Below are 25,378 nucleotides of genomic sequence, written 5' to 3'. Positions count from 1 at the left end.
TGACCGGGGAGGATGCCCCCGCCGGCCCCGGGACAGCACGCCTAGAGCCGCGCCCTGCCCCGCGGGCGGACCTCACCGGTCCGCCCGCCGTCCTGCCGCAGGGGCCGTCCGACGAACCGGTAGCGGCGTTCCGGCCGTCCCGCGACCCCGTACCGCAGCGAGACCTCGGCCGCTCCGACGGTGTGGAAGTGCTCCAGGTAGCGGCGGGCGCTGACCCTGGAGACGCCGGTGAGGGCGGCGCACTCGGTGGCCGACAGCGTGCCGTCGGCCTCCCGCAGGGTGCGCTCGACCAGTTCGGCGGTCTCCACACTCATGCCCTTGGGCAGCACCGGGGCCGCGTACGTCGCGACCGGCGCCGCCGCTCCGGCCAGCACCCGGTCCACGTCGGCCTGGCCACGCACGACCGTGCCCAGCAGCCGACCACGCTGGACGGCGTACCGCTCCAGCCTGGCCCGCAGGTCCTCGAACTCGAACGGCTTGAGCAGATAGTCGACGACCCCGTGCCGGACCGCCCCGCGCACCGTCTCCGCTTCCCGTGCGGCGCTGATGACCATCACGTCGCAGTCGTGCCCCGCGCTGCGCAGCCGGGAAATCACCTCGAGGCCGAACAGGTCCGGCAGATACAGGTCGAGCAGCACCAGGTCGGGACGGAGTTCGTCCACCGCGGCGACGGCCTGCTCACCGGTGCTGGCGACGCCGACCACCCGGAACGCCTCGACGCGGTCGACGAAGGCACGGTGCACACGGGCCACCATGAAGTCGTCGTCGACCACGAGCACGTCGATCGCGTCGGCGCGCGCGGGCCCGGCGTGCTCACCGTGCGTACTGGTCATCGGCCGGCTCCTTCCGCCACCGCGTCGGCGAGGTGGCTCACGGTCATGCGGGCGGTGAACATCGCTCCGTCCGGGGTGTTGGTCATCGAGATCTCACCGCCGTGACGTTCGCAGACGAGACGGGTGAGCGCCAGGCCGATACCGCGCTCGCCCTCTTGGGCGGCCTTGGTGGTGAAGCCGTGCGAGAAGACCTCGCGGGCCAGTTCGGGGGCGACCCCGGGGCCGGAGTCGCGGACGACGATCTCCACACTGGCGGCGTCGTGGCGCAGTTCGACCTCGACCCAGGCGTCGTGCCCTCCCTCACTGCCGGAACCCCCGGTCCCTGGATCGGCACCCGGATCGCCCACGGTGGCCGCCGCGTCCACGGCGTTGTCCACGAGGTTGCCCACGACCGTCGCCACGTCGGCGGCGTCCTCGGGGGCCAGCCGGTCGAGGGCGCTGTTGTCGGAGATGCGCAGGGTCACCCTGCGTTCGGCGGCGAGGGACGCCTTCGCCGTCAGCAGGGCGGCGACGGCGGTGTCCCGCACCCGTCGGCTGAGCGTGACGTCGAGGGACTGACGGCGCCGGCTCAGAGCACGGATGTAGCGCACGACCTCCTCCTGCTCGCCGATCTGGATGAGCCCGGAGATCGTGTGCAACTGGTTGGCGAACTCGTGCGCTTGGGCGCGCAGCAACTCGGATGAGCTGCGAAAGGACCCGATCTCCCGTTCCAGCCGGGCGAGTTCGGTGCGGTCGCGCAGGGTGGTGACCGAGCCGAGAAGACGCCCGTCCTTGGTGACGGTCATCCGGTTCATCACCAGCACCCGGCCGTGCCGCACGACGACCTCGTCACGCCGGCGACCGGGCTCGTGCCGCGACGGGCCCCCGGCCCGGTCCTGCGTTCCGGCGAGGACGTCCCGCAGCCGCCCGTCGACACCGAGGGAGTCCAGGCTCTGGCCGACGCAGTCCTCGGGCAGGGCGAGCAGACGGCGCCCCACCTCGTTGACCAAGGTGAGCCGGTGCTGCGGATCCAGTGCGACCACGCCCTCGGCGATGCCGTACAGCATGGCCTCCCGGTGTTCGGCGAGCCCCGCGATCTCGCGCGGCTCGAGGCCGAGGCTCTGCCGCTTCACCCGCCGTGCGAGCAGCCAGGAGCCGGCCACTCCCAGCCCGCTGGCGATGCCCAGGTAAGCGAGCAGATAGGAGGAGGCGCCGCTGAGCCGCTGCCACACCGTCGGATCGGCCACGCCGATCACCACCGTGCCGAGGTGGCGCCCGAGGTTGTGCCGGTCCGCCCCGAGGACCGGCACCTGCGCGACCCGTTCACGGCTGCCGTCGAGCGTCATCCCCGGCAAGCTCCCGGTGGGCGGCGGTTCCTCCCCCGGCGGCCCCGACCATCTCGCGCCGATGCTGATGGCGCGGGCCGCCGGGATCGCCCCGAAGCAGGTCAACTACATCCCCTTCGACGGCGGCGGCGAGCTGCTCGCCTCGATCCTCGGCAACAAGGTCGGGTTCGGCGTGTCCGGCGTCGGTGAGTATCTCGACCAGATCAAGGCGGGTGAGCTGCGCCTGCTCGCGGTCACCGGACCGGAGCGGGTCCCAGGACTCGACGCGCCCACACTGCGGGAGGCGGGCTACGACGTGAGCTTCACCAACTGGCGCGGCCTCGTCGCCCCGCCCGGACTGACCGACGCCGAACGCGACAAACTCGTGGCACTGGTTGAGGAGTTGCACGACTCGGACGAATGACGCACGTCCATGAAGCAGAACGGCTGGGACGACGCCTTCCTGACGGGTGAGAAGTTCGGTGTCTTCCTGGAGGCCGAGGACAAGCGCGTGGTGTCCGTCCTGAAGGAGCTCGGACTGTGACCACACCGACCACCGACCTGCCCCCCGAGCCTGCCACCGAACGGCGCTCCTGGCTGCGCGACCGTTCGGAACTCGGCGTCGGTGCCCTGCTGTTGGCGCTCGGAGCCCTCGTACTCGCCGATGCCCTCACCATGGACGTCGACATCACCCAGCGCGGCCCCGTCGGACCGAGGACGGTACCGGTCGTGGTCGGCGTCGGACTGCTGCTCATCGCCGCCCTGCTCGCGGTCGACGTACTGCGCGGCGGCCGGGGTCAGGCCGAGACCGGTGAGGACGTCGACCTGTCCGAACCCGCCGACTGGTGCACGGTGCTGCTGCTCGCCGGGGTGTTCCTCGGCTCGGCCGTCCTCATCGAACCGCTCGGCTTCCCGGTCGCGGGCGCACTGCTCTTCTGGGGCGCGGCCTTCGCCCTCGGCAGCCGCAGGTTCGACCGCGATCCGCTGATCGCGGCGGTCGTCTCCCTCATCGCCTACACCGTGTTCAACAACCTGCTCGGAGTACCACTGCCCGGTGGTCCGCTGATGGGAGTGCTGTGACGTGAACGCCCTCAACTCCCTTCTGGACGGCTTCGGTACGGCCCTGACCCCGATCAACCTGCTGTGGGCCGCGATCGGTGTGCTGCTGGGCACCGCGATCGGCGTACTGCCCGGTATCGGCCCGGCGATGGCGGTGGCACTGCTGCTGCCTGTGACGTACGGGCTCGACCCGATCGCCGCGTTCATCATGTTCGCGGGGATCTACTACGGCGCGATGTTCGGCGGTTCGACGACCTCGATCCTGCTGAACACACCGGGGGAGAGCGCCGCCGTGGTCGCGGCCATGGAGGGCAACCCCATGGCCAAGTCCGGTCGTGGCGCGCAGGCGCTGGCCGCCGCCGCGATCGGCCACTTCACGGGGGGGCATGGTCGGCACGGTCCTGCTGGTCGCGCTGGCGCCGACGGTCGCCGAACTCGCCGTGGACATCGGCGCGCCGGACTACTTCGCCATCATGGTGCCGGCGTTCATCGCCGTGACGTCGGTGCTGGGTTCGTCGCGGATCCGAGGGCTGGCCTCGCTGCTGATCGGCCTGACGATCGGTCTGGTGGGACTGGACCAGATGACCGGCCAGCAGCGGCTGACCTTCGGTTCCCTCCACCTGGCCGACGGCGTCGATGTGGTGATCGTCGCGGTGGGCCTGTTCGCCATCGGCGAGGCGCTGTGGGTCGCCGCGCATCTGCGGCGCAGGCCGCCCGAGCCGATTCCGGTGGGCCGGCCGTGGCTGGGCCGCGGCGACCTGCGGCGCACGTGGAAGTCCTGGGCGCGCGGTCCGTTCATCGGCTTCCCCTTCGGGGCGATCCCGGCGGGCGGCGCGGAGATCCCCACGTTCCTGTCGTACGTCACGGAGAAGCGGCTGTCCAAGCACCAGGACGAGTGGGGCAAGGGCGCCATCGAGGGCGTGGCGGGGCCGGAGTCGGCGGCGTCGGCCTCGGCGGCGGGCACGCTGGTGTCCATGCTGACGCTCGGCCTGCCGACCACGGCCGTCGCGGCGGTGATGCTGGCCGCCTTCCAGCAGTACGGCATCCAGCCGGGCCCACTGCTCTTCGAACGTGAGCCCGAGCTGGTGTGGGGCCTGATCGCCTCCCTGTTCGTCGGCATGGTGCTGCTGCTCGCCCTCAACCTCCCGCTGGCACCGGTGTGGGCGAAGCTGCTGCGCATCCCGCGGCCGTACCTGTACGCCGGGATCCTGTTCTTCGCGGCGATCGGAGCGTACGCGGTCGGCGGCGAGGTGACCGACCTGGTGATTCTGCTGATCATCGGTCTGATCGGCTTCGGGATGCGGCGGTACGGCCTGCCGGTACTGCCCGCCATCATCGCCGTCATCCTCGGTCCGGCCGCCGAGCAGCAGCTCCGCCGCGCGCTGCAGATCAGTGACGGCAGCGTCTCGGGCCTGGTCAACACGCCCTTCTCGGTGATCGTGTACGCGGTCGTCGTGCTGCTGCTGGCCTGGCCGCTGCTGCGGAAGGCGGTGCTCCGCAGGCGCGTCGAGTCCTGATCCGCTCGTGGAGTTCTCCGCCCCCGTGGGTGTGGCGCACAGGTGCGCCACACCCATGGGGCGTTTCGACATCGCGACACCGCCGCGCGCACTTCCCTCCACCCCCCTCTTGACGCGTCACTGACAAGGATGGCTTGACGTCCCCATGGGAGCGCTCCCATATCATCCGGGGAAGGGGACAGCACGCGCGTCACCGACCGCTCACCGCTACGGGTTCTGCCCGTACTGACCGCCCTGCTCCTCCCGTTCGGCCTCACCCTCGGCCCTCTCACGCCACGCGCGGCGGCCGCGCCGAACGCGGACCCCGTCCGCATCATGCCGCTGGGCGACTCGATCACCGGCTCACCCGGCTGCTGGCGGGCCGTGCTGTGGAACCAGTTGCGGAACGCCGGCCACACGGACATCGCCTTCGCCGGCACCCCGCCCGGCCAGGGCTGCGGCCTGGCGTACGACGGCGACAACGAGGGCCACGGCGGCGAACTGGTGACCGGCGTCGCGGACCAGGATCTGCCGCCCGGACGACTGGCGGCGACTCGGCCGGACATCGTTGTCATGCATTTCGGCACGAACGACGTCTGGAGCAGCGTCTCCCCCGACCGCATCCTCGCCCCCTACACCAAGCTGGTGACGCAGATGCGCGCGGCCGATCCCGACACGCGGCTCCTGGTGGCCCGGATCATCCCGTTGAACCCCGCGAGCTGCGCCGGCTGTGCCCAGCGCGTCGTCGACCTCAACGCCCTGATCCCCGGGTGGGCCGAGGCGACGAGCACCGGCCGCTCCCCCGCTACCTCCTACGCCTTCGCCGTGTACGCCCGCGACGCGGCCGGCAACCGCTCACAGCGCTCCGCCACGGTGACGGTCACCACGTCCTCCGGCGGGAGCCAGGGCACCCGCGAGGTCAGGTACCGGGTGACGAACGAATGGCCCGGCGGCTTCCAGGGCGAGGTCACGGTCCGCAACACCGGTGGCTCGGCGATCGACGGCTGGACGCTGAACTGGACCTTCCCGGGCGCCCAGCGCATCACCGACATGTGGGGCGGCACCCCGGCCCAGACCGGTTCCGAGGTCAGTGTCGCCTCGGCCCCCTACACTGCGGCGATCCCCGCGGCCGGCTCCGTCACCCTCGGCTTCACGGCCACCACGACGGACCGTGCTCCGAGTCCCTCGGCGTTCACTCTCAACGGGTCCGCCTGCTCCGTGGCTTGACGAACGCGCTGCCCGGAAGGGTGCTTTCCTCCCCTTCCGGGCAGCGAACCCACGTCGGCGGCCGTCCATGGCCGGCGGTTCGTCCGGGTCAGACCAGACGGGCGAAGACCACCAGATTCTCGGTGTAGTCCTTGGCCGCGCGGTCGTAGGCTCCGGAGCAGGTGATGAGCCGGACCTGGGCGTCGTCCGTGTCGGCGTAGACCCGCTCGTCGGGAAAGTCGTTCTTGGCGAACGACTCCGCGTGGTCGATCACGAACGTCGCGTTCCGCCCGTCGGCCCGCTCCACCGTGAACCGGTCGCCCTTCTCGAGTTCGGAGAGCCGGGCGAACACGGCCGGCGAGGTCTTCGTGTCCACGTGTCCGGCGATGATCGAGGTTCCGTGCTCGCCCGGGGACGCCCCGTCGGCGAACCAGCCGACCAGGTTGGTGTCGTCCGGCGGCGGTGCGTCGAGCTGGCCCGAGGCTCCGATGGCGAGATCGGTGAAGGGCGCGTCGACGTCGATGTCGGGGATGCGGATCCGGGTCGGGGCGGACCGCGGCAGTTGCTTGCTCGTCGGCGCGGTAGTGGCGGGACCGGAGGCCGTGACGGAGGCCGAAGGAGAAGCCGAGGGGGACATCACGGCAGAGGCCGCAGAGGGAGAGTGCGGGCCGCGGGCGTCGGCGGAGGGCTCCTGCCCGCCGCCGAGCAGGCTCACCGCCAGCACCAGGGCCGCCGCACCCCAGAAGATCGCCGTCATGAGGGCGCGCAGTCTCCGCCTCGCCGGAGTCGGATCGGTGTGGTCAGGGGAAAAGGGGCGGGCTGCCATCGGGGTACCACCTCATTCGGACACGGCAGCGAACACGGCATACGAAAAGGGCGAGCCGGGGCCGCCGTACACGCGACGCGCGTACGGCGGCCCCGACTTCTATGACGTCAGGCATGGCTCAGGCCACGCTTCCGGAAGCCCTCTTGCGCTTCAGCGCGTAGGCACCGGCGCCGAGGACCGCCAGGGCGGCCAGGCCGCCGCCGGAGGCACCCGGGTTCGCGAGGCCGCCACCGCCGGTGTGCACCCCGCCGTGCGGCTTCTCCTTGTAACCGCCCTCGTCCTTGTAGCCGCCCTCGTCCTTGTAGCCGCCCTCGTCCTTGTAGCCGCCCTCGTCCTTCTTGTCCTTGTACTCGCTGTCGTCGTGCTTGCCGCTCCAGTCGCCCTCGTTCACGGCCGCGAGAGCCCCACCGCCGGTGTGCACTCCGCCATGCGGCTTCTTCTTGTACTCGTCGCCCTTGTCGCCCTTCTTGTACTCGTCGTCCTTGTCGTTCTTCTTGTAGTCGCCCTCGTCCTTGCAGTCGCCCTCGTCCTTGCAGTCGCCCTCGTCCTCGTAGTCGCCCTCGTCCTCGTAGTCGCCCTCGTCGTCCTTGCCGCTCCAGTCGCCCTCGCTCACGGCCGCGAGAGCCCCACCGCCGGTGTGCACTCCGCCATGCGGCTTCTTCTCGTACTCGTCGCCCTCGTCGTCCTTGTACTCGTCGTCCTTGTCGCCCTTCTTGTAGTCGTCGCCCTTGTCGTTCTTGTACTCGTCGCCCTTGTCGCCCTTCTTGTACTCGTCGTCCTTGTCGTTCTTCTTGTAGTCGCCCTCGTCCTTCTCGTCCTTGTACTCGCCGTCGTCCTCGCCCACAGCGGTGAGAGCACCGCCGCCGGTGTGCACTCCGCCATGCGGCTTCTTCTCGTACTCGTCCTCGTCGTGGCTGTTGTCCTCCTTGTGCTCCTTGCTGTAGGAAGGCTTGTCGTGGTCCGAGTCGCCCATGTGGGCGGCAAAGGCTGCGGGCGCCCCGACCACGAGGGCCGCGGTGGCCGTCGCGGTGGCGAGCAGCGTGCGGGCAGAACGCATCTGACTGTCCTTCCGTCGGCGCACCCGGCTGCTGACACCTAGCCAGCACGATTGACCGGGCCCCGACGTGATTAACCGTCAGTCATAAGAGCCACTCCCACCATTCGAGACGTTCACACGGGTTATGGCTTCACCCCGACGGCGTACCGGCGGGTACTCACGGCGCCGGGCTGGCCGGCTCGATAAAGCCGAACAGAGGAAACGCTCTCGGGGCGATGGCGGGCTCCGCGCTCCCCTTCAGCCTCCCGGGCACCGTCGAAGGGCTCCTGCTCCGTACCAAGCCGGTGCTCGCGCCGGTTCTCTCCCTCGTCCGTGTGGTCAGTGTGCCGCCGCGGTTCCGGGTGGCTGTTCAGCCCAGCCGGCCCTGCCGTACCAGGCCCGACTCGTAGGCCGGGACGACCAGTTGCGCCCGGTCGTGAGCGCCCAGTTCGACCGTGGTGCGGCTGACGTGGGTCTTGGCGGTGAGCGGGCTGACGACCGGGCGGCGGGTGATCTCCTCGTTGGACAGGCGGATGCCGACCAGGGCCATCACCTCCCCTTCCCGTTCGGTGAGTTCGGACAGGGCGCCGGTCGCGGTCGACTCCTTGGAACGGGCCGCGAACTCGGCGATCGGACGCCGGGGAATTCCCGGTGAGGGCAGCGCGTCTCCCGCGACCACGGCCCGCACCGCTCGCAGGGGTTCCTCCGGCTCGGTGTCCTTCACACGGTGGAGCGCCGGGGCCACCGGGGACGAGGGCTCTCGACGCCCTCGTCACTTCCCTCGCCCTCGCCGCCCTCGGCGCCCGTGCTGCTCGCCCATGCCCGTCACGCTGGACGCCGGGTGCGGAGAGCGGCGTCACCCCGATGTCGTGATCACGTGCACTCCCGGCGAAGTACGCCGTCAAGGGCGCCTGGGGGACGCCGCTACGTCAGCGCCGGCAGGCCCACGGAGTGGGCGAGCCGTCCCACCGCGTGCCGGAAGAACGTCTCGCGGTCCTCCACGACCCGGTGGAACTGCCCGAACAGTTCGAACCCGATCAGTCCGTACAGCTCGGCCCAGGCCGCCACCATCGCCGCCACCACCTCCGGGGGGAGGTCCGGCGCGAGGTCGGCGGCCATCCGCTCGGCTTCCGGCCGCAACCCGGCCGGAAGCGGGGGTCTCACCAGTGCGGAGTCGCGCTGCGCGTCCCGCAGAACGTCCCTGAGCAGGAAACCCACACGAGCGGCGGCCGGGACGGTGGTCTCCGGCGCGCTGTATCCGGGCACCGGCGACCCGTAGATCAGCGCGTACTCGTGCGGGTGTCCGAGCGCCCAGGCGCGCGCTCCCTCGCAGACCGCGGTCCAGCGCCGGGTCGGTGCGGTGCCGGCGACCGCGTCGTGGGCTGCTTCCACAGCGTCGCCGAGGGAGTCGTAGGCGTCGATGATGAGCGCGGTCAGCAGGTCGTCGCGGCTCGGGAAGTACCGGTACATCGCGGAGGAGACCATGCCGAGTTCGCGGGCCACGGCCCGCAGTGAGAGCTTGGCGGCGCCTTCCGCCGCGAGCTGTCTGCGGGCTGCTTCCTTGATGGCCGCGGTGACTTCGAGCCTCGCTCGGGCACGGGCGCCGTGTGCAGTGCTGCTCATGCGGATCAGTGTCCCACGAATCCAGAGCAGCGCACACAAAAGAGAGCACTGCTCTTGCTTTGTCACGCCGACATCGTGCAGACTGAGGGCACACAGCGAGATCAGTGCTCACGAAGCAGAGCAGCGCTCTCCATGGCATTCCGACCGGAGGTCACCGATGTCGTCGTCAACGCCGTACTACCGCAAGGCAAGTCCCACGGCCGTCCGGCTCAACGGCGTCATCGGTTGGCTGGCCCGGCATGGGATCAGCCTCGCCGGCACCGCCGAGTTGTCCGTCCGCGGCCGCAAGAGCGGACGGATGCAGCGCATCCCGGTCAACCCGCACACCTGGGACGGCGCGCAGTACCTGGTCTCGGCGCGCGGCCACTCCCAGTGGGTACGCAACATGCGCGCTGCCGGGGGCGGGGAACTGCGTGTCGGGCGCAAGGTCCGTGCCTTCACCGCGATGGAGCTTCCCGACGAGGAGAAGCTCCCGATCCTGCGGACCTACCTGAAGAAGTGGGGCTGGGAGGTGAACCAGTACTTCCAGGGGATCACCGCCGAGTCCTCCGACGAGGAGATCGTCGCGTCCGCCCCCGACCACCCGGTCTTCCGGATCACGGTCACGAACTGACGGATGTGCCCTCGGAGTCGGACCCGCCGCCCGCGGGACGCCGGTCCAGCGCGGTCATGGCGCGGTGGGCCATCGGATGGGTGCGGACCAGCTCGCCCAGTGACGTCGCCCCGCGCGTGATGTCCTGGAACGCCCTCCAGGCGGGGCGGAAGCCGGTGAGGACCGCGTGGAACACCCTGGGACGCCGTTCGAACGCGGCCAGCATCCGCTTGCCGACGCTCATCTCGACCCCGAGGCCCGCTTTGACCGCGAAGGCGTAGTTCAGCGCCTGCCGGCGCGTGTCCACGGCGTCGTGCGCCTCAGCGATACGCACCGCCCACTCCCCCGCCAGCCGGCCCGAGCGCAGCGCGAAGGAGATGCCCTCACGGGTCCAGGGTTCCAGCAGTCCGGCGGCGTCCCCGCACACGAGCACCCGGCCGCGTGAGAGCGGTGAGTCCTCGGCGCGGCAACGGGTCAAGTGACCGGAGGAGATGCTCGGTTCGAAGCCGGCGAGGCCGAGCCGTCCGATGAAGTCCTCCAAGTACCGCTTGGTCGCGGCGCCTTCACCTCGCCGCGAGATCACACCGACGGTCAGCGTGTCCCCCTTGGGAAAGACCCACCCGTAACTGCCGGGCATCGGGCCCCAGTCGATGAGCACCCGCCCCTTCCAGTCCTCGGCGACGGTCTCCGGCACCGGGATCTCCGCCTCCAGCCCCAGGTCGACCTGGTCGACCTTGACCCCGACGTGCGCTCCTATCCGGCCGGCGCTGCCGTCCGCGCCGACCACGGCCCGCGCGAGCACGGTCTCACCGCCCTGCAGGACGAGGGCGACCGTGCGGCGGTCCGGCACGGCCGAGCCGTGCTGCTCGACCCGCTGCACGGCGGCGCCGGTCCGCAGTTCGGCGCCCGCCTTCTGCGCGTGCTCCACCAGCTGGTGGTCGAACTCCGGCCGGTTGATCAGTCCGAACAGCATCTGCCTCGACCGGCGGGTGCGGGTGAAGCGGCCGTTGTGGGAAAACGTCACCGCGTGCACGCAGTCCTTCAGCGGAAGTTCGAAGCCGGGGGGCAGCGAGTCGCGCGAGGGGCCGATGATGCCGCCGCCGCAGGTCTTGTAGCGCGGCAGGTCCGCCTTCTCCAGCAACAGCACGCGCCGCCCCGCGACCGCCGCCGCGTAGGCGGCCGAGGCCCCCGCGGGTCCCGCGCCCACCACGACGACGTCCCATACCTGCCGCGCGTCGTCCGCCGAAGAGTTCTCGCTGCTCACGATGGTCTACTGCTCCCGATCCAGCCGCCTGCCTCCCCCAAGCTCTCGGCTCCGCTCGAGCAGGGGGCACCCCATCTGTCTCCCGCATACTACGGCGACGATCACTCGAGGCCGCTGTGGGAGGATCGGACGGCATGGATGCCCCGTACAAGGGCCCCGTCCGTGCCGAATGATCGTCCCGCACACGAAAGTACGCATCCGTACAACGTCGCACCCACAAGGAGCGTGCCCATGTCGTCGAATCCGGTCGCCGTGACCGTCGCCTCACTGATGCCCCGGGCGAAGGAGGAGCTCGCCGAACTGGTGGCCTTCAGGTCGGTGGCGGACTTCGACCAGTTCCCGCGCAGTGAGAGCGAGGGCGCCGCGCGCTGGATCGCGGACGCGCTCACCGCCGAGGGGTTCCAGGACGTGGCCCTCCTCGACACCCCGGACGGGACCCAGTCGGTGTACGGCTACCTCCCCGGCCCCGAGGGCGCGAAGACAGTACTCCTGTACGCCCACTACGACGTGCAGCCGCCGCTGGACGAGGCGGGCTGGGACACCCCGCCGTTCGAACTGACCGAGCGGGACGGCCGCTGGTACGGGCGCGGGGCCGCCGACTGCAAGGGCGGCGTCCTCATGCATCTGCTGGCCCTGCGCGCGCTCAAGGCCGACGGGGGTGTGCCCGTCAACGTCAAGGTGATCGCCGAGGGGTCGGAGGAGCAGGGCACCGGCGGCCTGGAGCGGTACGCCGAGCAGCACCCCGAGCTCCTGGCGGCCGACGCCGTCGTCATCGGTGACAGCGGCAACTTCCGCGCCGGTCTGCCGACGGTGACCGCCACCCTGCGCGGCATGACGCTCGTGCGGCTGCGGGTCGACACCCTCGAGGGCAACCTGCACTCGGGCCAGTTCGGCGGTGCCGCCCCCGACGCCCTGGCCGCCCTGGTCCGCGTCCTGGACTCGCTGCGCGCCGAGGACGGCAGCACGACCGTCGACGGGCTGGCCGGTGACAGCACGTGGGAGGGACTGCAGTACGACGACGAGCAGTTCCGCGAGGACGCCAAGGTGCTCGACGGCGTGGACCTGATCGGTTCCGGCACGGTCGCCGACCGTATCTGGGCCCGCCCGGCCGTCACCGTCCTCGGCATCGACTGCCCGCCGGTCGTCGGCGCCACCCCGTCCGTGCAGGCGAGCGCCCGCGCGCTGATCAGCCTGCGTGTGCCGCCGGGCGTGGACGCGGTCGAGGCGACCAAGCTGCTCCAGGCGCACCTGGAGGCGCACACGCCGTGGGGTGCGCGGGTGAGCACCGAGCAGATCGGTCAGGGCCAGGCGTTCCGTGCCGACACCACCAGCCCGGCTTACCGGGCCATGGCCGACGCGATGGCGGTCGCGTACCCGGGCCAGGAGATGAGTTACGCCGGTCAGGGCGGTTCCATCCCGCTGTGCAGCACCCTCGCGGCGCTCTACCCGCGGGCGGAGATCCTCCTCATCGGGCTGAGCGAGCCGGAGGCCCAGATCCACGCGGTGAACGAGAGCGTCTCCCCCGACGAACTGGAGCGGCTGTCGGTCACGGAGGCTCTGTTCCTGCGCAACTACGCGGCCGCCGTGAGCTGATCCCGCCGGGCCCGTCCGACGTTCTGCCGCGCTGCCGCCGTGCGCGGATCCGGACACACGCACGGCGGCAGCGCTCCGCGCGGGCGGCGGACGCGGCCGGGGCGTCCCGCTGATCCTGTGAGCACCGAGCGGCCCGCCGCCGTCCCGCGTCCGCTCCTCAGCCGACCGGTACCCCCGCTTCCAGGTACATGGCCTTCCCGCGTTCCCGTGCCCGCAGGGCGCGGCGGAGGCGCTCGTAGCGCACCGGGGGCAGCATGTCGGCGGCCTCCGTCTCGGAGACGAAGCGCCAGTCGCGCAGTTCGGGGCCGGGCAGCAGCAGCCGCGCGGCGTCGGCGGCGTCGAGACGACCGCCGTCGAAGAGCAGACGCAGACCGCCGTAGGCGGGCGGCGCGGGTGGTTCCCAGTCGACGACGAGCAGCGCCGGCACGTCGTCGAGGCGGATCCCGGTCTCCTCGGCGACCTCGCGCATGCCCGCCCGCGCGGGTGCCTCACCGGGTTCGACGACCCCGCCCGGGAACTCCCAGCCCGGCTTGTAGGTCGGGTCGACGAGAAGCACCCTGTCCCGCTCGTCGAAGAGGAGGACACCGGCGGCCACGGTCTCGGCGGTCGGCTCGGGTGTCTGCACGATGTCGCAGGCGGGCACCTCTCCGTTGCCGACCGCCTCGGCGATGCGGGCGGCGGTGGCGTACGGAGTCAGCGGGCCGGTGTCGACCGGGTAGGCGTCGGCGGTGAGCCAGGAGGCCAGGGCCGCCCGGTACGGCTCGATGTGGTCGTAGGACCACTGCCGTACCCGCATCTCGCCGTCCGGGAGGTCCGGTGGGACCTCCCGGCCCGCTATTCGCTCACGCAGGATCGTTTCCGCCGGAGCGAGGAGAACATGCCGGACCGGAATGCGGCGAGCCGCGAGGCCGCCGAAGATCTCGTCCCGGTACTCCTGTCTCAGCAGGGTCATCGGAACGACGAGGGTCCCGCCGAGTTCGGCGAGCATCGCCGCCGCCGTGTCTATCACCAGCCGACGCCAGATGGGAAGGTCCTGGTAGTCGCCGACCTCGGCGAGGTGTTTGGGCGGAAGCAGATGGCCCAGCGCCCCGCCGACGACCTCGGGGTCGAAGAGCGCGCTGTTCGGGATCAGTTCGATCAGTTCCCGTGCGGTCGTCGTCTTCCCCGCACCGAACGCACCGTTGATCCAGACGATCACGGTTCCCCCTCTTCTGTCGGCCCCCTGTGGCTTGCCCGCTCCACCCTGCCACGGAAACCAGCCCCAGTTGAGAACGCACACCAACGGCGCCGACGCTCCCTTCCGAGGCGTCGGCGCCGTGGATTTCGTGGTGGGGTCCGTCAGCCCCTGACCTCCCGGTCGTCGTCGGCGAGGAGCGGGCTCTCGTCGACGACGGTCTGGTCGAGGGTGCTGAGGGCATCGCCGGCGGGGAGGCCGTCGAGGCTCTCACCGAGCGCGTGCGACGGGGTGATGGCCGCGACGACGAAGCCGGTGGCGAGGGAGGCGATGGCGAGCATGCTGCGCTTCTTCATGCCGGGCTCAACTGCCGAAACCGCCTCGGGGTCACGCGGCACGGCGAATACGGCGTGATGCGCACGGCCCGCCGCCCTCAGACGCCCGCGACGGCCGGGTCCTTCCGCTTCGCCAGTGCCGCGGCCGCCGCGCCCACCAGGCCGGCGTCGGTTCCCATCTGCGCCGGTGTCACCACGAGCCGCTGGACGAAGGACAGGGTCGCGTACTCGGTCAGGGCCTGCCGCAGAGGCGCGAAGAGGACCTCGCCCGCCTTGCCCACCCCCCCGCCGACCACGGCGATGTCGATCTCGACGAGGGTCGCGGTGGCCGCGATCCCGGCAGCCAGTGCCCGCGCGGCCCGGGCGAACGACGCCACGGCCACCGGGTCCCCGGCCCGGGCGGCGGCGGCCACCGCGGCGGCGGAGGTGTCGCCGTCCGGTCCGGGGCGCCAGCCGTTCTCCAGGGCCCGTCGGGCGATGTTGGGACCGCTCGCGATGCGTTCCACGCAGCCGCGTGAGCCGCACGGGCAGGGGTCGCCGTCGAGATCCACGCTGATGTGGCCGATGTGCCCCGCGTTGCCGGTCGGTCCGGGGTGCAGCCGGCCTCCCAGCACCAGTCCGCCGCCGACCCCGGTCGAGACGACCATGCACAGCGCGTTGTCATGGCCGCGGGCAGCGCCCTGCCAGTGCTCGGCCGCGGCGATCGCCACACCGTCGCCGATCAGTTCCACGGGCAATCCGCCGGTCGCCGCCCGGACCCCGGCGACCAGCGGGTAGTCGCGCCAGCCGGGCACGTTCACCGGGCTCACGGTGCCCGTCGAGGCGTCCACGGGGCCGGCGCTGCCGATGCCGACCGCGCCCGCGTTCTCCCACAGCGGGGATGCGGTGAGCTCCGCCAGCACCGCCCCGACCTGCCGCATCACGGTGTCACCGTCCTCCTCGGCGGGTGTCGGCCGCTGGGCACGGACCAGGATCCGGCCATGGTCGTCCACCAGTGCGCCGGCGATCTTGGTACCGCCGATGTCGAGCGCCGCCACGAGGTCGGTGTGCATCAGTGTCGGATCTCCCCCGTCAACCATGAGAAACGCGCCGAAATGACCCATGCCCGGCCAGGAACCGACACACAGGGCGAGCCACGCCTCGATCTCGCGGTGATCTGCGGGCCGGAGTGCGCGGTGGACATTGTCCCCCGAGCCTGACAACGTTGTCCAGGCCCTATGCTCGACGCCACATCCTCATACAAACCCATGGATCCACGCATCCCGTGGTCGACAGGACAGGACACCGCACCGTGCCGGAGACGCCTCGCCGCACCAACCGCCTCTCAGGGCCCCGTTACGGCAACCGTCCGACCATGAAGGACGTGGCGGCCCGCGCCGGGGTCGGCCTGAAGACGGTCTCGCGAGTGGTCAACGGCGAGCCCGGGGTCACGCCGGAGACGGAGCGCCGGGTGCAGGAGTCCATCGACGCCCTCGGTTTCCGCCGCAACGACAGCGCCCGGGTGCTCCGCAAGGGCAGCACCGCCAGTGTCGGCCTGGTCCTGGAGGATCTCGCGGACCCGTTCTACGGTCCGCTGAGCCGGGCGGTCGAGGAGGTCGCCCGCGCGCACGGCGCGCTGCTGATCAACGGCTCCAGCGCGGAGGACGCCGACCGCGAACAGGAGCTGGTGCTGGCGCTGTGCGCCCGCCGGGTGGACGGGCTGGTGGTGATTCCGGCCGGTGACGACCACCGGTATCTCGAACCGGAACTCAAGGCGGGCGTCGCCACGGTCTTCGTGGACCGGCCGGCCGGCCGCATCGACGCCGACGTCGTCCTCTCGGACAACTTCGGCGGTGCCCGTGACGGCGTGGCGCATCTGATCGCCCACGGGCACCGGAGAATCGGTTTCATCGGTGACATGCCCGGCATCCACACCGCGTCCGAGCGGCTGCGCGGCTACCGTGCCGCCATGGAGGACGCGGGCATAAAGGTGGAGGACGCCTGGATCTCCCTCGGCGTCACCGACCCCGAGCGGGTGCGCCGGGCCACCGAGGAGATGCTCTCCCACTCGGACCCGGTCACCGCGGTCTTCGCGGGCAACAACCGGGTGACCGTCACCGTGATCCGGGTCCTGACCGAGCAGTCCCGTCAGGTCGCGCTCGTCGGCTTCGACGACATCGAACTCGCCGATCTGCTCCAGCCGGGCGTCACGGTCGTCGCCCAGGACGCGGCGGCCCTCGGCCGGACCGCGGCCGAGCGCCTCTTCCGCCAGCTGGACGGCACCCTGCTCGCCCCCGAGCGCATCGAGCTGCCGACCCGGCTGATCACACGCGGCTCCGGCGAGCTGCCCCCGGCGGACTGAGCCCGCGGTGTCCACCGAACAGCGCACCGGCGACCCGGGCCCCGCAGGACGCACACTGCGGGCACTGGGCCTGGCCGAGGCGCCGCGCGAGCATCCGTTGCTGTACCCGGGGCCGTGGCCACGGAAGTCGGCGCTGCTCGACGGGGACCGGCTGCTGCCGCTGGACCGCCTGGTCCACGAGGACCGGGTGCCCGTCCTCGCCTTCGGTTCCAACGCCAGCCCCGGCCAATTGCGCTACAAGACGGCCCGGTTCGGAATCTCCTCGCCCGTCCCCATGGTGCGGGCCCGGGTGACCGGAGTCGACGTGGGCGTCTCGGCGCATGTGAGCCGGATGGGCTATGTGTCCGCCTCTCCGGTCAGGGCCCCTGGTGTCGAACGGGAGTTGTTCGTGATCTGGCTCGACGTCGAGCAGCTCTCGGTGATCGACGCGAGCGAGGGCGTGCCGCTGCCGGACGGCAACTACGACCGCGCCTGGCTGCCCGCACCCGACGTCCGCGTGGAACTCCCCGACGGCACCCGGCTCCCCGGCGCCCACGCCTACGTCAACCGGCACGGCGTCCTGCACGACGGCACCGGAGCCCCGCGCACCCACTGCGGGCAGCGCCCCCTGCTCACCGAACTCCTCATGGGATCAAGGAGGTTGCGGGAACTGTTCGGCGTCTCCGCCGAACAGTTCAGTGCGCGGGCCCGTGCCGACCGGCTGCTGTGCGCGCGGGGCACGCGGGTGTTCGCCGAGGAGCACCTGGTGACGGCGTCGGGTCTGGAGCGGTACGTGCGGTCTCAGCAGAAGGGGAGCCCGGGCACCGGTCCGTCGTTGTCACCGCCCCGGACGTAGACGACGCTGACCCAGACGTCGGTGTTGCCGCTGTCGTCGTCCGTCTTGGCCCACCAGACGTTGGTCCACTCGCGGTACGTCTCACGGCGGCCCAGGTTCTGCTGGCAGTAGAAGTAGTTGGTGCCCGCGTTGAGAATGCCCGCCCGGGTGCCGGAGGCGTTGTAGGACGTGGCGGTGCGCCCGACATGGCAGTTGTACTTGCCGCCGCCGATGGAGTGGCAGCCCGGGTCCGGATTGGTCGGGGTGCCGCCTCCCGTGCCACCACCTTCGGACGCCGCCTCCGCCGGCACCTCCTCCGGAGCGGTCGAGGCCGGGCGGTCGGGGGCCGGGGTGGTGGCCTTCTCCTTCTCGTCGGGCTGCTCCTGAGGAGCCTCGCTGTGCTCGTCGCCCTGTTCGGTCGGTCCGGGGCTCGCGGAGCCCTCGTCGTCCGCGCGGGCGGACGCCGAGCGGTCGATACGGGTGTCCCCGGTCGCCGTGTCCGCCCGGTTGACGTCCGGGGAGTCGAGCAGGGCGGCGGTGACTCCTGCCGCGGCGAGGACGACGGTGACCGCTGCGACGGCGAGCAGGACGCGCCCCCTGCCACGGATGCCGGCCTGGGGGCCCACGGGGCCGGCGGCAGGGCCGACGGTCCCGTGGCCTGCGTGTGCGCCGACGGCGCCGGAACCCACCGTTGCCGCCTGCGGTCCGGTCGGCCGTGGTGAGCCGAAGCCCGGTGGTACCGCCGGGACGCCGCGCTGCGTCTCGGTACGGCCGGGTGGTGCCGCGAGCCCGCGCAGGGATGTCGTCGGAGTGTCCGTGCCGCTGCCGTTCGCGACTGCCTCCAGCAGCTCGCGAGCCTCCTCCGCCTCCGGGCGCGACTCGGGCCGCTTGTCCATCAGGAGCCGCAGGGCGGGCGCGAGGGGACCCGCCCGGCGGGGCTCGGGCAGGGGCTCGGTGACGATCGCGGTGAGGGTGGAGAACGTCGACGTACGGCGGAAGGGCGAGGCGCCCTCCACGGCGGCGTACAGCGTGGCGCCGAGGGCCCAGACGTCGGAGGCGGGGCCGGGGTCGGCTCCCTGAGCCCGCTCGGGGGCCAAGTAGTCGAGGGAACCGACGAGTTGGCCGCTGCGGGTCAGGTGGGTCGCCGAGCCGTCGCCCGGGTCCTCCATGGTGGCTATGCCGAAGTCGGTGAGCACGATCCGGCCGGAGCGGTCGAGCAGGATGTTGCCGGGCTTCACGTCCCGGTGGAGCACGCCCGCGCGGTGCGCGGCGGCCAGCGCGTCCATGACCTCGACACCGATCCGCGCCGCCGCAAGGGGGTCCAGGGTGCCGCGCTCGCGCAACACGTCGTCCAAGGACGGCCCGTCGACCAGTTCCATGACGATCAGCGGACGGCCGTCCACCTCGGCGATGTCGTGCACCGCGATGACGCCGGGGTGCCGCACCCGGGCCGCCGCCCGCGCCTCGCGTCGCATCCGCAGCGCGAGTTCGGTCAGTTCGGGGCCGGCGGCGTCGGTGTAGGTGCGCAGTTCCTTGACGGCCACCTCGCGGCCGAGGACCTCGTCCAGCGCCTTCCAGACCACGCCCATGCCGCCGCGCCCGAGTTGCCCCGTGACGCGATAGCGCCCGGCCAGCAGCCGCCCGGTCCCGTCCGGCCGCCCGTTCTCCCCCGCTGACACCGCTGCCCCGTTCCTGTGAAACCCACCGACCCGTGCGTGCCGTACAGCCTAAGGGGCACCGGTGGCAGGAACGGGAGCGGGCTCCGGGGCCTGCTCCGGTTCCCGGCGCAGCAGGTCGCCCGGCCGGCACTCGAGCACTTCGCAGAGCGCGGCCGGCGTGGTGAAACGCACCTCCTCGGCCCGGCCGCTCTTGAGCACGGCCAGGTGGGCGGGGGTGATTCCGACGCGGTCCGAGAGGTCACCGAAGGACATCTTGCGCCTGGCCGGCATCACGTCGATGTCGACGGCGATCGACGTCAGATCACCTCGGCGGGCTCGGCCCGCATCCGTGTCGCCTCCACGTCGCGGGCGACGGCCTGGGCGAGCAGCGCGGCGGCCACGAACGCGCCGATCCCGAGGTGCACGTACCGGAAGGCGGCGTGGGAGAACACGGCTCCGCGCCGCGCCATGGTGACCAGCCGCCACACGCAGACCGGCACCAGCTGGGCCGTCACCACTCCCAGGACCACGATCAGGAGGAACGGGGCTCATCCGGAACGAAGGGAGTCGCCGCGAGCCGGCGCGTCGGCTACGGCGCGGAGGCAGCCGGGTCGCCGCGGCGCGGGGACGCGAAGCCCTCCAGGTCGGCGCGGGTGAGGTCGGTCGCCCGCGCCACCTCGGCGATGTCCAGGGCGCCGCAGTCCAGGCCGCGCAGCAGGTGTCCGGCGAGGGCCTTGGCGGTGGCGGGCTCGTCCATGACGTCACCGGTGGTCCGGGCGACGTACCGGGCGAGCCGGGCGGCGGCCTGCTCGAAGCCCTCGCGGTAGAAGGCGAAGACGGCCGCGTAACGGGTGGGGAGGTGACCCGGGTGCATGTCCCAGCCCTGGTAGTAGGCACGGGCGAGGGCGCGGCGGGTGAGGCGGTGGTGCAGCCGCCAGGCCGCGTGGACCTGTGCGGTCGGGCCGACGGGCAGGACGTTGGTGGAGCCGTCCGAGACGCGTACGCCGGTGCCCGCGGCGGCGACCTGCATGACGGCCTTGGCGTGGTCGGCGGCCGGATGGTCACCGGCCTGGTGGGCCGCGGAGACACCGAGGCAGGCGCTGTAGTCGAAGGTGCCGTAGTGCAGTCCGGTGGCGCGGCCCCCTGCGGCCTGGATCATCCGGGCCACGGTGGCGGTGCCGTCGGCCGCGAGGACGGCCTGGCTGGTCTCGATCTGGATCTCGAAGCCGAGCCGGCCGGGATCGAGACCGCGCGCCTCCTCGAACGCCTCGAGGAGCCGCACCATGGCGGTGACCTGCTCGGGGTAGGTGACCTTGGGCAGTGTCAGCACCAGCCCGGCGGGCAGCGGGCCGGCCTCGGCCAGACCGGTGAGGAAGATGTCGAGGGTGCGGATGCCCCGGTCGCGCACGGCGGCCTCGAGGCACTTCATCCGGATACCCATGTAGGGGGCGGCCGTTCCGCCCCGGTACGCCTCGGCGATCAGCCGGGCCGCGCGGGCGGCGGTCTCGTCCTCCTCGGCGTCGGGGCGGTTGCCGTAGCCGTCCTCGAAGTCGACGCGCAGATCCTCGACGGGCTCGCGCTCCAGCTTCGAGCGGACGCGACCGTACACGTCCTCGGCGAGTGCGCGGTCCAGCCCGACGGCGTCGGCGAACGAGGCGGCGTCCGGGGCGTGTTCGTCGAGCGCGGCCAGGGCCTGGTCGCCCCAGGAGCGGAGGGTCCCGGCGGTGAAGGCGTCACCGGGGACGTAGACGGTGTGGACGGGCTGACGGGTGCCGGGGTCTCCGGGGTAGCGCCGTGCCAGTTCGGCGTCGACGGGCGCCAGGGAGGCGCTGATCTCCGCACCGACGGCGTCCGTGAGGCTCGTCGCGACCTGCTCCTGCCGGCCCTGGGTCATCCCACACCCGCCCGATCCTCCGCGATACGGAATCAACAATCCGTTGAATGAAGCTATCGGGCGATCTCCGCAACGGTCAACACCGTCATGCGCCCCGCTTGCGCCCCGATTCGCTCCACCATTTCGGCATGCCCACGTCCATCTGGCACTGTCTGTACTCACTTCCTCCGCCCGACTCGCCCGGAAACCGCCGCACAGCACCGGCGAAGGAGCTTCTGTGCCGAACCACAGCCGAGTCACGCGCCGCCTGGGAGTCAGCTACCCGGGACTGAAGTTCCCGGGCTTGCTGCTCGGTTCCGTCGATGGCTTCGACGGAACCGGCCGCGTCCAGCTCTTATCCCCTTTGCGTGTCGCGGTGCGTCAGGCGATGAGGGTGAGAGCAGGGGCCTGTGACTCGGCCCCGCGGACCCACGCGTACCAGCCGCGGTGGCTGATGTTGTGGGACGCGTTGTGGTCGGCGTGCTCGGCGAAGCCGCACGACCCGCAGGTGAACACGGCCTGGGAGGGCCGATTGGCTCTGGCAATGTGATGGCAGCGGGAGCACTCCCGGCTGGTGTACGCCGGGTCGACGTGGACCACCGGCACCCAGGCGCGCTTCGCCTTGTAGGCGATGAACGAGCCGAGCTGGTGGAACGACCAGGAGTGCAACGTGACGCGCTGGGGCTTCCTCAGCCGTGCCCGCTCACGGATACCGCCCAGATCCTCCAGGGCGATGCCGCGACCGGTGCGTTGAGCCTCCGCCGCGATGCGTTTGCTGATCTTGTGGTTGATGTCGCGGGCCCGCCTGGCCTCCCTGCCCGCGTGCTTCCTCGCCCGCCGCTTCGCCGACTTCGTGCCCTTCTTCTGCAGCTTGGAGCGCAGTGCCCGGTCGGCCTCGCGGCGGCGGTTGAGGTGCCGGCCGCTGTGCCGGATTCCCGTGGAGGTGGTGGCGATGTTGACGATCCCCAGATCCACCCCGACGAACCCGGCCGGGTGCGTGTTCGGTTCGGCCTCGGCGACATCGCAGGTCACCAACAGGAACCACTGCCCGCCCCGGCACAGCAGCTCGGACTCGCCCCGCCGGTGTGCGGCCACCACGGCCAGCTGACCGGCCTCGCCAGTGAACGCCACCTTCTTCATCCGCCCGGAAGTCGTCCAGATCGACACCGTGTGGTCCTCGTGCCGCCAGGACAGCATCCGGTCGTCGTACGGCTGCGCCGCCCGCTCACGGAAGGCGATGGGCTTGCCCGAGGCCCTCTCGTACCGCTTCGAGCCCGGCTTGCCGTGGTTGCCCGCCCGGAGGTTGGCGCGCAGCGTGGTGTACGCATCACAGGACTTCTTGATCGCATGCTGGGCGGCCTGCGCCCCAAGCCCCCACCGCGCCTTGATCTGCTGGTAGGTGTGCTTGCGCAGGGCCAGGGGTTTCATCGCCTTCTCGGCGAAGGCGACCCCGGCCGCCCAGGTGGCGGCCTCGTTGCAGGCGCGCAGGGTCGACTCCAGCGCCACCGCCTGCTCGGGCGTCGGCAGGAGTTTGACCCGCACCACCAGCTTCACGATCACCGAGCGTAGACACCCGCACGACGCCGCACCACGCGTTCCCCGCCGGCCACCCCATCGAGTGAAACCGGCACCACCGGGTCCGACTCGCCCTGCCCCGCGAGCGAGACCCGGACGCTCCGCGGCCGAACGGACACAGCGGCATCGAGGCCGACCTGAGGCCGTCCTACGACTGGATCGGCGTCGGCCGGGCGGGCGGCAGCCGCGACGAGTTCATGGCGATCCTCTACGACACCCGCCGGCTCGCCCCGCTGGAGTACGACCACTTCTGGCTGTCCGACACGCCGTACACGATCGCCTCGAACACCTGGGGCAACGCCCACCTCCGCATGGTCACCTGGGTCCGCTTCCGTGATCTGCGCGCCGACGCACGGGAGTTCTACGTCCTCAACACCCACCTGGACAACGCCGGTCAGTACGCCCGTGAGCGGGCCGCCGCCCTGATCGCCGAGCGTGTCGCCGGGCTCGCGCGCTCCCTGCCGGTGGTCGTGACGGGGGACTTCAACGTCGCCGCCCACGGGAACCCGGTGTACGACACGCTGCTGGGTGCCGGCCTCGTCGACACCTGGGACGCGGCGGCCGACCGGGGCGAGCCCTACGGGACGTTCCACGGGTACGGGCCGCTCGTGCCGGGCGGTGCCCGCATCGACTGGATCCTGACCACACCCGGCGCCACGGTGCACCGGGCCTCGGTCAACACCTTCGCCCTGGACGGCCGGTTCCCGAGCGACCACCTGCCGGTACAGGCGTCGCTCACCTTGGGATAGACGGCGCCGTACCGGAACAGGAGGTGCCGGGACAGGCCGAGGCCCCCACGACCACGGGAACTCGAGGTGCGGTCGCGGGGGCCTCGTACGCTACGGGGACGGTCAGCCCTTGCGGGCGTTGATCTCCTCGGTGAGCTGCGGGACGACGTCGAACAGGTCGCCGACCACGCCGTAGTCGACCAGGTCGAAGATCGGGGCCTCGGCGTCCTTGTTGATGGCCACGATCGTCTTCGAGGTCTGCATGCCCGCCCGGTGCTGGATCGCACCGGAGATGCCGGCGGCCACGTACAGCTGCGGCGACACACTCTTGCCGGTCTGGCCGACCTGGCTGGTGTGCGGGTACCAGCCCGCGTCCACCGCGGCCCGCGAGGCCCCCACCGCCGCGCCCAGGGAGTCGGCGAGCGCCTCGATGACCGCGAAGTTCTCCGCGCCGTTGACACCGCGGCCACCGGAGACCACGATCGCGGCCTCGGTCAGCTCCGGACGGCCCGTCGACTCACGCGGCGTACGCGCCACGACCTTGGTGCCGGTCGCCTGCGCGGAGAACGTCACGTCCAGCGCCTCCACCGCACCGGCGGCCGGGGCCGGCTCCACGGCCGCGCTGTTCGGCTTGATGGTGATGACCGGGGTGCCCTTGGAGACACGGGAGCGGGTGGTGAACGCGGCGGCGAACACCGACTGGACGGCGACCGGACCCTCGTCGCCGGCCTCCAGGTCGACGGCGTCGGTGATGACGCCCGAGCCCAGGCGCAGCGCGAGGCGGGCCGCGATCTCCTTGCCCTCGGCGGACGAGGAGACCAGCACGGCGGCCGGGGAGATCTGCGCGGCCGCGGCCTGCAGGGCATCCACCTTCGGCACCACCAGGTAGTCGGCGTACTCGGCGGCCTCGTGGGTGAGGACCTTGACCGCGCCGTGCTCGGCCAGCACGCCGGCGGTGTCGGCGGCGCCGGCGCCCAGCGCAACGGCGACCGGCTCGCCGATGCGGCGGGCCAGGGTCAGCAGCTCCAGGGTCGGCTTGCGGACCGCGCCGTCCGCGTGGTCGACGTAGACGAGAACTTCAGCCATGGGACTTCTTCTCTCCTGCTTGCGAAGTATGAGGGGCGGGAAGCGAGTTCGAGCCTCGGGCTCAGACGAACTTCTGGCTCGCGAGGAACTCGGCGAGCTGCTTGCCGCCCTCGCCCTCGTCCTTGACGATCGTGCCCGCGCTGCGGGCCGGGCGCTCGGTCGCCGACTCGACCGCGGTCCAGGCGCCCTCCAGGCCGACCTCCTCCGCCTCGAGGTCGAGGTCGGACAGGTCCCAGGCGGTCACCGGCTTCTTCTTCGCCGCCATGATGCCCTTGAACGACGGGTAGCGCGCCTCGCCCGACTGGTCGGTGACCGACACGACCGCCGGCAGGGACGCCTCGAGCTGCTCGGTCGCCGCGTCGCCGTCCCGGCGGCCCTTGACGGTGCCGTCCTCGAGGGAGACCTCCGAGAGCAGGGTGACCTGCGGCACGCCCAGGCGCTCGGCGAGCAGGGCCGGGACCACACCCATGACGCCGTCGGTGGAGGCCATGCCGGAGATGACCAGGTCGTAGCCGGCCTTCTCGATCGCCTTGGCCAGCACCAGCGAGGTGCCGATCGCGTCGGTGCCGTGCAGGTCGTCGTCCTCCACGTGGATCGCCTTGTCGGCGCCCATGGACAGCGCCTTGCGCAGCGCGTCCTTGGCGTCCTCCGGGCCCACCGTCAGCACGGTGATCTCCACGTCGTCGTCGGAGTTCTCGGCGATCTGCAGCGCCTGCTCGATGGCGTACTCGTCCAGCTCGGAGAGCAGACCGTCCACGTCGTCGCGGTCGACGGTCAGGTCATCGGCGAAGTGCCGGTCGCCCGTGGCGTCGGGCACATACTTCACAGTGACAACGATCCTCAAGCTCACGCCGGCTCTCCTACTGCATCGTCATTTCTGGCTGTCTGCCTTCAGGCAGCATAAGCGCCTCAAACGGCCGTTCCCGATCGGGGCGAAGCACTCTTCCCAACGAAATATTACT

The 25,378-nt window shown here is 71.6% G+C and carries 22 protein-coding genes and 5 pseudogenes; 10 read left to right on the top strand and 17 right to left on the bottom strand.

Annotated elements, in window-relative coordinates:
* Nucleotides 1–41: 41 nt before the first annotated feature.
* The gene (locus JL475_RS01995) at nucleotides 42–833 is read right to left on the bottom strand and encodes a response regulator (RefSeq protein ID WP_202274271.1); all 792 of its coding nucleotides are present in this window, start codon (nucleotides 831–833) and stop codon (nucleotides 42–44) included.
* Complete coding sequence (locus tag JL475_RS01990) at nucleotides 830–2,158, bottom strand: sensor histidine kinase (protein WP_237405886.1); 1,329 nt, start codon at nucleotides 2,156–2,158, stop codon at nucleotides 830–832. Before JL475_RS01990 ends, JL475_RS01995 begins: the two co-directional genes overlap by 4 nt.
* A 1-nt stretch (nucleotide 2,159) precedes the next feature.
* On the opposite strand from JL475_RS01990, the pseudogene JL475_RS01985 reads away from it, so the two are divergent.
* From JL475_RS01985 to JL475_RS01970, 4 genes and pseudogenes are all read left to right on the top strand, one after another.
* A pseudogene (locus tag JL475_RS01985) lies at nucleotides 2,160–2,681 on the top strand (Bug family tripartite tricarboxylate transporter substrate binding protein); the annotation flags it as partial.
* Nucleotides 2,678–3,217, top strand: coding sequence for a tripartite tricarboxylate transporter TctB family protein (locus JL475_RS01980; RefSeq protein ID WP_202274270.1), 540 nt, complete (start codon nucleotides 2,678–2,680; stop codon nucleotides 3,215–3,217). The pseudogene JL475_RS01985 and the gene JL475_RS01980, both read left to right, overlap by 4 nt.
* A gap of 1 nt (nucleotide 3,218) precedes the next feature.
* Nucleotides 3,219–4,713: pseudogene (locus JL475_RS01975) on the top strand (tripartite tricarboxylate transporter permease).
* Between the two features lie 315 nt (nucleotides 4,714–5,028).
* Nucleotides 5,029–5,919 (top strand): cellulose binding domain-containing protein, encoded by an 891-nt coding sequence (locus JL475_RS01970; protein WP_202274268.1) that lies wholly within the window; start codon nucleotides 5,029–5,031, stop codon nucleotides 5,917–5,919.
* Nucleotides 5,920–6,007: 88 nt separating this feature from the next.
* On the opposite strand, the gene JL475_RS01965 is transcribed toward JL475_RS01970, so the two are convergent.
* Complete coding sequence (locus JL475_RS01965) at nucleotides 6,008–6,655, bottom strand: class F sortase (RefSeq protein WP_202274266.1); 648 nt, start codon at nucleotides 6,653–6,655, stop codon at nucleotides 6,008–6,010.
* Nucleotides 6,656–6,842: 187 nt separating this feature from the next.
* On the bottom strand, nucleotides 6,843–7,781 hold the full coding sequence (locus tag JL475_RS01960) for a hypothetical protein (protein WP_202274264.1): 939 nt from the start codon (nucleotides 7,779–7,781) through the stop codon (nucleotides 6,843–6,845).
* Between the two features lie 215 nt (nucleotides 7,782–7,996).
* On the opposite strand from JL475_RS01960, the gene JL475_RS39705 reads away from it, so the two are divergent.
* Entirely contained in the window at nucleotides 7,997–8,170 is a 174-nt protein-coding gene (locus JL475_RS39705; RefSeq protein WP_237405885.1) for a DUF6332 family protein, read from the top strand.
* On the opposite strand, the pseudogene JL475_RS01955 reads toward JL475_RS39705, so the two are convergent.
* Nucleotides 8,131–8,484: pseudogene (locus JL475_RS01955) on the bottom strand (response regulator transcription factor); the annotation flags it as partial. The gene JL475_RS39705 and the pseudogene JL475_RS01955 sit on opposite strands and share 40 nt — an antisense overlap.
* A gap of 200 nt (nucleotides 8,485–8,684) precedes the next feature.
* Complete coding sequence (locus JL475_RS01950; protein ID WP_202274262.1) at nucleotides 8,685–9,383, bottom strand: TetR/AcrR family transcriptional regulator; 699 nt, start codon at nucleotides 9,381–9,383, stop codon at nucleotides 8,685–8,687.
* Between the two features lie 157 nt (nucleotides 9,384–9,540).
* Between JL475_RS01950 and JL475_RS01945 the strand changes: the two genes are divergently transcribed.
* Nucleotides 9,541–9,996, top strand: coding sequence for a nitroreductase family deazaflavin-dependent oxidoreductase (locus JL475_RS01945; protein WP_202274260.1), 456 nt, complete (start codon nucleotides 9,541–9,543; stop codon nucleotides 9,994–9,996).
* Here JL475_RS01945 and JL475_RS01940 read toward each other — a convergent pair.
* Nucleotides 9,986–11,239 carry a geranylgeranyl reductase family protein gene (locus JL475_RS01940; RefSeq protein WP_202274250.1) on the bottom strand — a complete coding sequence of 418 codons (1,254 nt, stop codon included), beginning with the start codon at nucleotides 11,237–11,239 and terminating at the stop codon, nucleotides 9,986–9,988. The genes JL475_RS01945 and JL475_RS01940 overlap by 11 nt on opposite strands.
* Nucleotides 11,240–11,470: 231 nt before the next feature.
* Between JL475_RS01940 and JL475_RS01935 the strand changes: the two genes are divergently transcribed.
* Entirely contained in the window at nucleotides 11,471–12,832 is a 1,362-nt protein-coding gene (locus JL475_RS01935; RefSeq protein ID WP_202274248.1) for a dipeptidase, read from the top strand.
* A gap of 157 nt (nucleotides 12,833–12,989) precedes the next feature.
* On the opposite strand, the gene JL475_RS01930 is transcribed toward JL475_RS01935, so the two are convergent.
* The 3 genes from JL475_RS01930 to JL475_RS01920 form a co-directional block, all read right to left on the bottom strand.
* Nucleotides 12,990–14,030 (bottom strand): NUDIX hydrolase, encoded by a 1,041-nt coding sequence (locus tag JL475_RS01930; RefSeq protein WP_202274246.1) that lies wholly within the window; start codon nucleotides 14,028–14,030, stop codon nucleotides 12,990–12,992.
* 140 nt (nucleotides 14,031–14,170) lie between these two features.
* Nucleotides 14,171–14,362 (bottom strand): hypothetical protein, encoded by a 192-nt coding sequence (locus JL475_RS01925; protein WP_202274244.1) that lies wholly within the window; start codon nucleotides 14,360–14,362, stop codon nucleotides 14,171–14,173.
* A gap of 77 nt (nucleotides 14,363–14,439) precedes the next feature.
* Nucleotides 14,440–15,393 carry an ROK family protein gene (locus tag JL475_RS01920; protein ID WP_202274242.1) on the bottom strand — a complete coding sequence of 318 codons (954 nt, stop codon included), beginning with the start codon at nucleotides 15,391–15,393 and terminating at the stop codon, nucleotides 14,440–14,442.
* Between the two features lie 239 nt (nucleotides 15,394–15,632).
* Between JL475_RS01920 and JL475_RS01915 the strand changes: the two genes are divergently transcribed.
* A complete protein-coding gene (locus JL475_RS01915) occupies nucleotides 15,633–16,682 on the top strand; it encodes a LacI family DNA-binding transcriptional regulator (RefSeq protein WP_202274240.1) in 1,050 nt (349 codons plus the stop codon).
* A gap of 7 nt (nucleotides 16,683–16,689) precedes the next feature.
* Nucleotides 16,690–17,517: a hypothetical protein gene (locus JL475_RS01910; RefSeq protein ID WP_202274238.1), complete on the top strand. Its 828-nt coding sequence runs from the start codon at nucleotides 16,690–16,692 to the stop codon at nucleotides 17,515–17,517.
* Here the strand turns inward: JL475_RS01910 and JL475_RS01905 are convergent.
* The 5 genes and pseudogenes from JL475_RS01905 to JL475_RS01885 all read right to left on the bottom strand — a co-directional run bounded on the left by JL475_RS01905 (nucleotide 17,463) and on the right by JL475_RS01885 (nucleotide 22,581).
* Nucleotides 17,463–19,175, bottom strand: a complete 1,713-nt coding sequence (locus tag JL475_RS01905) for a protein kinase (RefSeq protein WP_202274236.1) — start codon at nucleotides 19,173–19,175, stop codon at nucleotides 17,463–17,465. The genes JL475_RS01910 and JL475_RS01905 overlap by 55 nt on opposite strands.
* A gap of 48 nt (nucleotides 19,176–19,223) precedes the next feature.
* The gene (locus JL475_RS01900; protein ID WP_202274226.1) at nucleotides 19,224–19,445 is read right to left on the bottom strand and encodes a helix-turn-helix transcriptional regulator; all 222 of its coding nucleotides are present in this window, start codon (nucleotides 19,443–19,445) and stop codon (nucleotides 19,224–19,226) included.
* 26 nt (nucleotides 19,446–19,471) lie between these two features.
* Nucleotides 19,472–19,699, bottom strand: a pseudogene (locus JL475_RS01895) (DUF2975 domain-containing protein); the annotation flags it as partial.
* 44 nt (nucleotides 19,700–19,743) lie between these two features.
* A complete protein-coding gene (locus tag JL475_RS01890; protein ID WP_202274225.1) occupies nucleotides 19,744–21,048 on the bottom strand; it encodes an aldolase/citrate lyase family protein in 1,305 nt (434 codons plus the stop codon).
* Nucleotides 21,049–21,408: 360 nt separating this feature from the next.
* Nucleotides 21,409–22,581: an RNA-guided endonuclease TnpB family protein gene (locus JL475_RS01885; RefSeq protein WP_202274224.1), complete on the bottom strand. Its 1,173-nt coding sequence runs from the start codon at nucleotides 22,579–22,581 to the stop codon at nucleotides 21,409–21,411.
* Between the two features lie 146 nt (nucleotides 22,582–22,727).
* On the opposite strand from JL475_RS01885, the pseudogene JL475_RS01880 reads away from it, so the two are divergent.
* Nucleotides 22,728–23,351: pseudogene (locus JL475_RS01880) on the top strand (endonuclease/exonuclease/phosphatase family protein); the annotation flags it as partial.
* A 102-nt stretch (nucleotides 23,352–23,453) separates the two neighbouring features.
* Here the strand turns inward: JL475_RS01880 and JL475_RS01875 are convergent.
* Together JL475_RS01875 and JL475_RS01870 are read right to left on the bottom strand one after the other, a co-directional pair.
* On the bottom strand, nucleotides 23,454–24,416 hold the full coding sequence (locus JL475_RS01875) for an electron transfer flavoprotein subunit alpha/FixB family protein (RefSeq protein ID WP_202274223.1): 963 nt from the start codon (nucleotides 24,414–24,416) through the stop codon (nucleotides 23,454–23,456).
* 61 nt (nucleotides 24,417–24,477) lie between these two features.
* On the bottom strand, nucleotides 24,478–25,266 hold the full coding sequence (locus JL475_RS01870; protein WP_202274222.1) for an electron transfer flavoprotein subunit beta/FixA family protein: 789 nt from the start codon (nucleotides 25,264–25,266) through the stop codon (nucleotides 24,478–24,480).
* Nucleotides 25,267–25,378 lie beyond the last annotated feature (112 nt).

This window comes from Streptomyces sp. M2CJ-2, assembly GCF_016757295.1.
Taxonomy (GTDB): domain Bacteria; phylum Actinomycetota; class Actinomycetes; order Streptomycetales; family Streptomycetaceae; genus Streptomyces.
This window is presented reverse-complemented; position numbering and strand designations above follow the sequence as displayed.